Here is a 10,473-nt window from a genome sequence, read left to right on the forward strand (position 1 = left end):
CGTCAGCCCTGGACGACGGCCGGGTCCATCCACATGATCTCCCAGGTGTGGCCGTCGAGGTCGTCGAAGGCCCGGCCGTACATGACGCCGTGGTCCTGGGCGGGGCGGGGCTCGGTGGCCCCGGCCGCCAGGGCCCCGTCGACCTGCTCGTCGACCGCGGCGCGGCTCTCGGCGCTGAGGCAGAGCAGCACCTCGGAGGTGGTCCGCGCGTCCGCGATGGCCTTGTGGGTGAAGTCCTTGTAGCGGGCCTCGGTGAGGAACATCGCGACGATGCTGTCCGTGATGGGCATGGCGGCGCAGTTCTCGTCGGTGAACTGGGCGTTGAAGGAGTAGCCGAGCTTGCCCCAGAACGCCTTGGTGGCCTCCAGGTCGCTGACGGGCAGGTTGACGAAGATCATGGTGGCGGACATGCCGGTGCCTCTTCTCTCGGTGGTGCGCGTGTTCCGTGTGGTGCTGTCGAGAGGTAGACCGGGGGCGGCGCGGGAACTCATCGGCGTGCGCGAAGTTTTTTCGAGTTTTTTCTGCGGACCACGAAACCGCAGGTCAGGACGGTGCCAGGGCGGCGGCTGGGGCCGCCGCCCTGGTGAACCGATCCTTCAGGAGACCACCGCGCCGCCCTTGAGGAGCGCCGCGCCCAGCGGGGTCACCGTGTGCAGGACGGCGTTGCCGTGGCGCAGGGTCGTCACCAGGCCCGCCTCGCGCATCACGCAGGCGTGCTGGCTCGCCGAGGCCAGGGAGACCCCGGCGCGGCGGGCCAGTTCGCTGGTGGTGGCCCCGTCCCCGATGGCCCGCAGCACCACCGAGCGGGTGTGGCCCACCAGCTTGCCCAGGGTGCGCTGGCGCTGCTCCTCGGCCGGCCGGGCGGCTTCCCCGCCGGCTCCGGCGCCGGCCAGCTGGGCCGCGGCCGGGTAGACCAGCACGGGCGGCAGCTCCGGGTCGTGCAGGGTCACCGCGGTGCGCCGGCAGAAGAACGAGGGCTGGAGCAGCAGCCCGCGCCCCCGCAGCCGTACGTCCCGGTCCACCGGGTACTCGCACTCCAGCACCGGGGCCCGCCAGCGCAGCATCGGCGGCAGGGAGGCCAGCAGCTCGTCCGCGCCCCCGTCGAGGAGGGCGCGGCCGCGTGCGGCCCGCTCGGCCTCGATCTGGGCCTGGATGTGGGTCCAGTACGGTTCCACGGCCGCGCGGTGGTAGCCGCGCAGCTCGCCCAGCAGCCGGGGCAGGTACTTGGTGCCGCCGTCCATGAACTCCCGCAGCCGGGTCGGCGGCGGGGTCCCGAAGGCCGCGCCGAAGCCCGCCGCGGCGCCCGCGCCCACGAGGGACAGCTCGTGGCGCAGCCGGTCGGCGTGGAGCCCGCGCAGGGCGTCGAGGGCGACGTCCCACCCGTACTGGCCCTCGGAGGGGGTCAGGAAATCGGGGAAATAGCCGCGAGCCGGTATGAGCGCGCTCAGCAGCCTTGTTTCACCATTCAACCGGCTCCGGGCTTCCGTACGCCATTCGCCGAACAGCCGGGCGTCACGCCGGTCTCTTAAGCGATGAAAACTAAGAATCGTTTCCCACAACGCATCGGGACGCCCTGCCATCCGTACGCGTGCCAGGTCCACTCCAGTGAAATGGATACGAAGCACCGAACCCCCACCTGTGCAACCGCAATCCCCCCGCCCCATGAGTATGCATGCCGTCACACGTGGTCACCACGCCCTTTCGGCCACAGTTGAAACCCCTTTCGGCAGGGGCGTGACAAGCGAAATCCTGTACTCCGCCAGGCACACTCCGGCGCGACCGAAACGCTCCGTGAAGGCCGTGGGGGGCTTTGCGGGGCCTGGCGGTCGGTCGCACCGGGAAGCGCCGACGTGCCTGGCGGATAGGCGGCAGGCGGCGGACGGGTGGGGATCCGTCCGCCGCCTGGCGCCGTAATGACATCGTTGAATATTTCGCGAAACCGGCCGGGTGAGGCCTGAGGGGCTTCCGAATAGTGGGAAGCGCCCGCCCCCGGCAGTCAGGGAACCGGGGGCGGGCGCTGTCGGGGGGAGCCGGGCTCAGCGGCTGTCGGAGCCCTTGGCCTCGGCGGCGGCACGGCCGGCCTCCAGGCGCGCCACCGGGATCCGGAACGGCGAGCAGGAGACGTAGTCGAGGCCGACCTCGTGGAAGAAGTGCACCGACTCGGGGTCGCCGCCGTGCTCACCGCAGACGCCGAGCTTGAGGTCGGGGCGGGTGGCCCGGCCCTGCTTGACCGCGTGGCGCACGAGGGAGCCGACGCCCTCCTTGTCGATGGTCTCGAAGGGCGAGACCCCGAAGATGCCCTTCTCCAGGTAGGCGGTGAAGAAGCTGGCCTCGACGTCGTCGCGGGAGAAGCCCCACACCGTCTGGGTCAGGTCGTTCGTGCCGAAGGAGAAGAACTGCGCGGCCTCGGCGATCTGGGCGGCCGTCAGCGCGGCGCGCGGCAGCTCGATCATCGTGCCGATGGTCAGCTTGAGGCTGGTGCCGGTGGCGGCCTCGACCTCGGCGATGATCGCGTCGGCCTCCTCGCGGACGATCTCCAGCTCCTGGACGGTGCCGACGAGCGGGACCATGATCTCGGCGCGCGGGTCGCCCTTGGCGTTCTTGCGCTCGGCGGCGGCCTCGGCGATCGCCCGGACCTGCATGGCGAACAGGCCGGGGATGACCAGGCCGAGGCGGACGCCGCGCAGGCCCAGCATCGGGTTCTGCTCGTGCAGCTTGTGCACGGCCTGGAGGAGGCGCAGGTCGTTCTCGTTGGCGTCCTTGCGGGACTCGGCGAGGGCGACGCGCACCGACAGCTCGGTGATGTCGGGGAGGAACTCGTGCAGCGGCGGGTCGAGGAGGCGGACGGTGACGGGCAGGCCGTCCATCGCCTCGAACAGCTCGACGAAGTCCTTCTTCTGCAGCGGCAGGAGGGCACTGAGTGCCTCCTCGCGCTCGGAGTCGGTGTCCGCGAGGATCAGGCGCTCGACCATCTCGCGGCGCTCGCCGAGGAACATGTGCTCGGTGCGGCACAGGCCGATGCCCTGGGCGCCGAAGCGGCGGGCGCGCAGCGCGTCCTCGGCGTTGTCGGCGTTGGCGCGCACCCGCAGGCGGCGGACGCGGTCCGCGTAGGCCATGATCCGGTGCACGGCGCCGACGAGCTCGTCGGCGTCGTCCGCGCCGGCGTGCATGCGGCCCTCGAAGTACTCGACGACCGGGGACGGGACGACGGGTACCTCGCCGAGGTAGACCTTGCCGGTGGAGCCGTCGATGGAGACGACGTCGCCCTCTTCGATGACCTGGCCGCCGACCGTCATCCGGCGGCGCTTGGTGTCGACGTCGAGGTCCTCGGCGCCGCAGACGCAGGTCTTGCCCATGCCGCGGGCGACGACGGCGGCGTGCGAGGTCTTGCCGCCGCGCGAGGTCAGGATGCCCTCGGAGGCGATCATGCCGTCGAGGTCGTCCGGGTTGGTCTCGCGGCGGATCAGGATGACCTTCTCGCCGGAGCGGGACCACTTGACGGCCGTGTAGGAGTCGAAGACGGCCTTGCCGACCGCCGCGCCCGGGGAGGCGGCGATGCCGCGGCCCAGGAGGGTGGTCTCGGCGTTCTCGTCGAAGCGCGGGAACATCAGCTGGGCCAGCTGGGCGCCGGAGACCCGCTGGAGGGCCTCGGCCTCGGAGATCAGGCCCTGGTCCACGAGCTGGGTGGCGATGCGGAAGGCGGCGCCGGCGGTGCGCTTGCCGACGCGGGTCTGGAGCATCCACAGCTGGCCGCGCTCGATGGTGAACTCGATGTCGCAGAGATCCTTGTAGTGGGTCTCCAGCTTCGTCATGATCGCCATGAGCTGGTCGTACGAGGCCTTGTCGATGGCCTCCAGGTCCGCGAGCGGGACCGTGTTGCGGATGCCCGCGACGACGTCCTCGCCCTGGGCGTTCTGCAGGTAGTCGCCGTAGACGCCGGCGTGGCCGCTGGCGGGGTCGCGGGTGAAGGCGACGCCGGTGCCCGAGTCGGGGCCGAGGTTGCCGAAGACCATGGAGCAGACGTTGACGGCCGTGCCCAGGTCGCCGGGGATGCGCTCCTGGCGGCGGTAGAGCTTGGCGCGGTCGGTGTTCCAGGAGTTGAAGACGGCCTCGACGGCGAGGTCGAGCTGCTCGCGGGCGTCCTGCGGGAACTCGCGGCCGGCCTCCTTCACGACGATCTTCTTGAAGGCCTTGACCAGCTTCTTGAGGTCGGCGGCGTCGAGGTCGGTGTCGACGGTGACCTTCTTGGCGGCCTTGGCCTCGTCGAGGGCGTCCTCGAAGAGCTCGCCCTCGACGCCGAGGACGGTCTTGCCGAACATCTGGATGAGGCGGCGGTAGGAGTCCCACGCGAAGCGCTCGTTGTCGGCCTGGGCGGCGAGACCGGCCACGGACTCGTCGGAGAGGCCGATGTTGAGGACCGTGTCCATCATGCCGGGCATGGAGAACTTGGCGCCGGAGCGCACGGAGACCAGGAGCGGGTCGTCCGACTGGCCGAGCTTCTTGCCCATCTTCGTTTCGAGGGCGGCGAGGTGCGCGCTGACCTCGTCGCGCAGCGCGGCCGGGGCCGTGCCGCTCTCCAGGTAGACCTTGCAGGCCTCGGTGGTGATGGTGAAGCCGGGGGGCACGGGGAGGCCCAGGTTGGTCATCTCGGCGAGGTTGGCCCCCTTGCCGCCGAGAAGGTCCTTGAGGTCCCGGTTGCCCTCGGTGAAGTCGTAGACGAGCTTCTGATCTTTGTTTTCCGACACGGGTCTCGACTCCTCGAGGACTCGGGTGGCTGCCCTGACGGCCAGGAACATACCCAGATCGAAGGCTTATCGGTACGTCCACTTGGCGGTCATGGGGCCGTAACCACCCGTGCGCCACCGTATCGAAAGTAACCGGTCGGTAATGAGAAGCTACGAACAGCGTTCACATCCCGAAGGGTGAGGGGCCGAGAACCGCTTGATCGCGCTCGGATGAGCGATCATCGATACATTTGCGTTCAAGTCTTGAACACACAAAGGGTGGCACCCAGTGCCACCCTTTGGAAGTCTTACCCGTGACTTACGCGCTCATCTGAGCGAAACCTCTCCCATGCGTGGCGTATATCACGCGCCACGCAGGGCGATTTGTCAGCCTCCGGACGTGTCCAGCTCGGCGTCCTCGCTCACACCGGCGCAGTCGTACGGATCCTTCAGCCAGCCGTCCGGCAGGACAACTCGGTTGTTTCCGGACGTCCGGCCGCGCGGACCGTCCGCACTCTCGGGCCACGCCTGGTCCAGGTCGAGCTCGCTCAGATGAGCGTCCAGTTCGGCCAGGGAGGAGACGACCGCCAGCTTCCCGCGCATCTCGGACCCGACGGAGAAGCCCTTGAGGTACCAGGCCACGTGCTTACGGAAGTCGATCACCCCGCGCGCCTCGTCGCCGATCCACTCCCCGAGCAGCTGCGCGTGCCGCAGCATGGTGCGCTTGACCTCGCGCAGGGTCGGCTTGTGGAAGTCCTCGGGGCGGCCCTCGAACGCCGCCACCAGGTCGTTGAAGAGCCAGGGGCGGCCCAGGCAGCCGCGGCCCACGACCACGCCGTCGCAGCCGGTCTCGCGGACCATGCGCAGCGCGTCCTCGGCGCACCAGATGTCGCCGTTGCCGAGGACCGGGATCTCCGGCACGTGCTCCTTGAGGCGCGCGATGGCCTCCCAGTCGGCGGTGCCGCCGTAGTGCTGGGCGGTGGTGCGGCCGTGCAGGGCGATGGCGGTGACCCCCTCCTCGACGGCGATCCGGCCGGCGTCGAGGTAGGTGAGGTGGTCGTCATCGATGCCCTTGCGCATCTTCATGGTCACCGGCAGGTCGCCGGCGCCCGCGACGGCCTCGCGGAGGATGGCGCGCAGCAGGTGGCGCTTGTAGGGCAGGGCCGAGCCGCCGCCCTTGCGGGTGACCTTGGGGACCGGGCAGCCGAAGTTGAGGTCGATGTGGTCGGCGCGGTCCTCTTCGACGATCATGCGGACGGCCTTGCCGACCGTCGCGGGGTCCACCCCGTACAGCTGAATCGACCGCGGCTTTTCCGTCTCGTCGAAGTGGATCAGCTGCATGGTCTTCTCGTTGCGCTCGACCAGGGCGCGGGTCGTGATCATCTCGCTCACGAACAGCCCCTTGCCGCCCGAGAACTCGCGGCAGAGGGTGCGGAACGGGGCGTTGGTGATGCCGGCCATGGGCGCGAGCACCACCGGGGGCTGCACGGTGTGCGGGCCGATCGCGAGGGGGGCGGGAAGCGTGGTCATCCCCCCATTGTCCCGCAGCGCCGTTCGTTACTTATTCGTACGCTCGGCGGTATGCATCACATGAGTGGCGTGGATCACATGAGTCGTCGGCACCGCCTGCTGGTCCTGGCGATCTGCTGCATGAGCCTGTTGATCGTCAGCCTGGACAACACCGTCCTGAACGTGGCCCTGCCCGCCATGCGCCGCGAGTTCCACGCATCGGTATCCGGGATGCAGTGGACCATCGACGCCTACACCCTGGTCATCGCCTCGCTGCTGATACTGGCCGGGTCCACGGCGGACCGGATCGGGCGCCGCAAGGTCTTCGCCTGGGGGCTGGTGCTCTTCACGGCGGGGTCGGTGCTGTGCTCCCTCGCGCCGGGCCTGGAGTGGCTGATCGCGTTCCGGATGCTCCAGGCCGTGGGCGGGGCGATGCTCAACCCGGTCGCCATGTCGATCATCACCAACACCTTCACCGATCCGAAGGAGCGCGCCCGCGCCATCGGCGTCTGGGGTGCGGTGGTCGGCATCTCCATGGCCGCCGGGCCGCTGATCGGCGGGCTGCTGGTGGACTCGGTGGGGTGGCGGTCCATCTTCTGGGTGAACCTGCCCGTCGGACTGGTCGCCCTCGTGCTGACCCTGCGGCACGTCCCGGAGTCCCGCTCCGAGCGGCCGCGCCGGCCGGACCCGGTGGGGCAGCTGCTGGTCATGACGCTGCTGGGCGGGATGACGTACGCGATCATCGAGGCCCCGGCCGAGGGCTGGAGCTCGCCGCCGATCCTCGGGTGCGCGCTGGGCGCGGCGGCCTCGCTGGCGGGGCTCGTGTTCTACGAGGCCCGGCGGGCGGACCCGCTGATCGACCCCCGGTTCTTCCGCAGCGCCCCCTTCAGCGGGGCGACCGTGATCGCGGTGAGCACCTTCGCCTCGCTCTCCGGGTTCCTCTTCCTGACCACCCTCTACCTCCAGGAGGTGCGGGGGCTGAGCGCCCTGGAGGCGGGGCTGCACATGCTGCCGATGGCGGCCTTCGCCTTCCTGTGCGCCCCGGTGTCGGGGCGGCTGGTCGCCAGTCACGGGCCGAGGCCGTCGCTGCTGGTCTCCGGGGTGGCCATGGGGGCGAGCGGGCTGCTGTTCGCGGCGTTCTCGGCGGAGGCCTCCACGCCGCTGATGTTCACCGGGTACGTGCTGTTCGGCATCGGCTTCGGCCTGGTCAACGCCCCGATCACCAATACGGCGGTGTCCGGGATGCCGCGCGCCCAGGCGGGGGTGGCGGCCGCGGTGGCCTCCACCAGCCGGCAGACGGGCGGGGCGCTGGGCGTGGCGGTGATAGGGGCGGTGCTGGCGGCCGGGACGGCGGGCGGCGGGGACTTCGCGGCGGCGACCCGGCCCGCCTGGTGGATCATCACCGGCTGCGCCTTCCTGGTGCTCGTCGTCGGGGCCGTCACCACCGGCCCCTGGGCCCGTGCCACCGCGCTGCGCACGGCCGGGGCCCTCGAATCGTCCTCGGCCGCCCCCTCCGCTCCCCCGTCGGGACAGGCCCCCGGCCCCCGGATGGACGGCGGACTGCCCCCGGCCCCGGGGCCGGCTCCGGCGAGCTGAACGCTGACGAGTGACAGATATTGAAATCTGTCACTCGTCATGCCATTCTCGTTCCATGACCACGAACGAGAACACCTCCGCGTCCACTGCCACCGCCCGCCGCCTCGGGGCCACGGGTCCGGCCGTCTTCCCCCTGGGGCTGGGCTGCATGGGCATGTCCGCCCTCTACGGCGAGGCCGACCGGGCCGAGTCCCTCGCGACCATCCACGCCTTCCTGGAGGCCGCCCCCCAGGGCATGAACACGCTCCTGGACACCGGCGACTTCTACGGCATGGGCCACAACGAGCTGCTGATCAACGAGGCCCTGCGCACCGCCCCGGCCGCGGCCCGCGAGCAGGCGCTGACCAGCGTCAAGTTCGGCGCCCTGCGGACCGTCGAGGGCGGGTTCACGGGGTACGACGGGCGGCCCGAGGCCGTGAAGAACTTCCTGGCCTACTCGCTCCAGCGGCTCGGCCGCGACCACATCGACGTCTACCGGATCGCCCGCGTGGACCCCGACGTCCCGATCGAGGAGACCGTCGGCGCCATCGCCGAGGCCGTGCAGGCCGGGCACGTCCGGCACATCGGCCTCTCCGAGGTCGGCGCGGACACCCTGCGCCGGGCCGCGGCGGTGGCCCCCATCTCGGACCTCCAGATCGAGTACTCGCTGATCTCGCGCGGTATCGAGGACCGGATACTGCCGACCGCCCGCGAGCTCGGCATCGGCGTGACGGCGTACGGGGTGCTGTCCCGGGGCCTGATCAGCGGGCACTTCAGCCGTGACCGCGCACTGGCGCCCGGCGACTTCCGCGGGATGAGCCCGCGCTTCCAGGGCGACAACCTGCACCGCAACCTCGACCTGGTCGACGCCCTGCGCAAGGTCGCCGGGGAGAAGGGGGTCACCGTGGCCCAGACCGCGATCGCCTGGGTGCTCGCGCAGGGCCCGCGCCACGGCGTCGACATCGTGCCGCTCGTGGGCGCCCGCCGCCGGGACCGGCTGACCGAGGCGCTCGGCGCCCTGCGGGTCGAGCTGACCGAGGCCGACCTCGCCGCCATCGAGGCGGCGGTACCGGCCGGGGCGGCCTCCGGCGACCGCTATCCGGCCGCGCAGATGGCCCACCTCGACAGCGAACACTGACCTGGCGGTACGGTCGTACCCATGCCCTCCCCTGCTGCCGAGCCCCTGACCCCCGAGCGCATCCTCGAAACCACCGAGGAGGTGCTGCGCCGCTTCGGCCCCACCAAGGCGACCGTGGTCGACGTGGCGCGCGCCCTGGGCGTCAGCCACGGCAGCGTGTACCGCCACTTCCCCTCGAAGGCGGCGCTGCGCGAGGCCGTCACGGACCGCTGGCTCGCCAAGAGCGTGGTCATGCTGGAGGGGATCGCCTCCGCCCCGGGCAAGACCGCCCCCTCCAAGCTGGAGGCCTGGCTGGAGGCCCTCTTCGAGGCCAAGCGCCACAAGGCGGGCGACGACCCGGAGCTGTTCGCCACGTACACGGTGCTGCTCGCCGAGAACAGCGGGGTGGTCGACGCCCACCTGACGGAGCTGATCGACCAGCTGACCCGGATCATCGGCGAAGGCGTCGCCGCCGGCACCCTGGCCGCGCCCGACGTGCCGGCCGCCGCGCGCGCCGTCTTCGACGCCACCGGCCGGTTCCATGATCCGCAGTACGTGACGGAGTGGCTCTCCCCCACGATCACCTCGGAGTTCGAGGCCGTCGTCACGCTCGTCATCCGGGGCCTGCGCGCCTAACTGGCGTGACTGCGCGCCCTGTTATGCGGAACTAGGCCCTCCGACCGGCTTGGTGATCATTTGAGCCGTGTCGACTTGTACATGCCAGCGACAGTTCCTTACGGTCCCCTTACCGCACTACTCAGGCACGTTCCAGGGGGAACCTTGTCCACGGCAGCAGTACAGCCCTCACCTCCCGCACGCTCCGGCGGAGCGGCGGCGGTCGGCTTGATCCTGACCATCGCGCTCAGCGTGGTCGCACCGATCGTCACCTACAACACGCTCGTCGACGACCACGGCTGGAGCGAGGCCTCGGCGCTGCTGGTCAGCGGCGCCTGGCCGGTCCTCGACAGCGCCATCATGGTGGCCTGGCGGCGCAAGCTGGACGAGTTCGCCATCGTCACCCTGGTGTTCCTGGGGATCACCGCCGCCGTCTCCCTCGTCGGCGCCAACTCCACCCGGGCCCTGCTGGTCAAGGACTCCGCCGTCACGGGGCTGTTCGGGCTCCTGTGCCTGGCCACGCTGCTCGCGCCGCGGCCGCTGATGTTCTACTTCGGCCGGAAGTTCGGCACGGACGGCACCCCGGCGGGCGTGGCGTACTACAACGGCCTGTGGCAGTTCGAGGGCTTCCGCAACGCCCAGCGCCGCATGACCCTGGTCTGGGGCGTGGTCTATCTCATCGAGGCGGCGGTCCGGATCGCCCTGTCGTACGTCCTGGACACCTCCACCATGGTGACCCTGAGCCCGTTCATGATCTACGGGACGCTCGGCGGTCTGGCCCTCTGGACGGTCGGCTTCGTCAAGCGCACCAAGGCGCAGGGCGCCCAGCGGGCCGCCGCGGCGGCGGCCGCGGCCGAGCAGGCCGGCGGCTCCGCGGCCTGACCAGCCTCCGGAGCACGTGAAAAGACCGGTGGCCCGGTGCGCGGATCGCGC

General features: G+C 70.8%; 8 protein-coding genes. 4 read left to right on the forward strand and 4 right to left on the reverse strand.

What is annotated here, in order from left to right; genetic code table 11:
- Positions 1-2 precede the first annotated feature (2 nt).
- The 4 genes from AB0F18_RS19780 to dusB all read right to left on the reverse strand — a co-directional run bounded on the left by AB0F18_RS19780 (position 3) and on the right by dusB (position 6,254).
- Positions 3-410 (reverse strand): VOC family protein, encoded by a 408-nt coding sequence (locus tag AB0F18_RS19780; protein WP_362062290.1) that lies wholly within the window; start codon positions 408-410, stop codon positions 3-5.
- Between the two features lie 186 nt (positions 411-596).
- Positions 597-1,625: a winged helix-turn-helix domain-containing protein gene (locus AB0F18_RS19785; RefSeq protein ID WP_362062293.1), complete on the reverse strand. Its 1,029-nt coding sequence runs from the start codon at positions 1,623-1,625 to the stop codon at positions 597-599.
- 411 nt (positions 1,626-2,036) lie between these two features.
- Positions 2,037-4,745, reverse strand: coding sequence for a pyruvate, phosphate dikinase (gene ppdK, locus AB0F18_RS19790; protein ID WP_362062295.1), 2,709 nt, complete (start codon positions 4,743-4,745; stop codon positions 2,037-2,039).
- A 366-nt stretch (positions 4,746-5,111) separates the two neighbouring features.
- Entirely contained in the window at positions 5,112-6,254 is a 1,143-nt protein-coding gene (dusB, locus tag AB0F18_RS19795) for a tRNA dihydrouridine synthase DusB (protein ID WP_362062298.1), read from the reverse strand.
- Positions 6,255-6,332: 78 nt separating this feature from the next.
- On the opposite strand from dusB, the gene AB0F18_RS19800 reads away from it, so the two are divergent.
- From AB0F18_RS19800 to AB0F18_RS19815, 4 genes are all read left to right on the forward strand, one after another.
- Entirely contained in the window at positions 6,333-7,829 is a 1,497-nt protein-coding gene (locus AB0F18_RS19800) for an MFS transporter (protein WP_362062301.1), read from the forward strand.
- Between the two features lie 55 nt (positions 7,830-7,884).
- Positions 7,885-8,946, forward strand: a complete 1,062-nt coding sequence (locus AB0F18_RS19805) for an aldo/keto reductase (RefSeq protein ID WP_362062304.1) — start codon at positions 7,885-7,887, stop codon at positions 8,944-8,946.
- A 21-nt stretch (positions 8,947-8,967) separates the two neighbouring features.
- On the forward strand, positions 8,968-9,561 hold the full coding sequence (locus AB0F18_RS19810) for a TetR family transcriptional regulator (RefSeq protein ID WP_362062307.1): 594 nt from the start codon (positions 8,968-8,970) through the stop codon (positions 9,559-9,561).
- A 144-nt stretch (positions 9,562-9,705) separates the two neighbouring features.
- Entirely contained in the window at positions 9,706-10,422 is a 717-nt protein-coding gene (locus AB0F18_RS19815) for a VC0807 family protein (protein WP_362062310.1), read from the forward strand.
- The last annotated feature ends 51 nt before the right edge of the window (positions 10,423-10,473 follow it).

Source organism: Streptomyces sp. NPDC029216 (assembly GCF_040648015.1).
Taxonomy (GTDB): domain Bacteria; phylum Actinomycetota; class Actinomycetes; order Streptomycetales; family Streptomycetaceae; genus Streptomyces.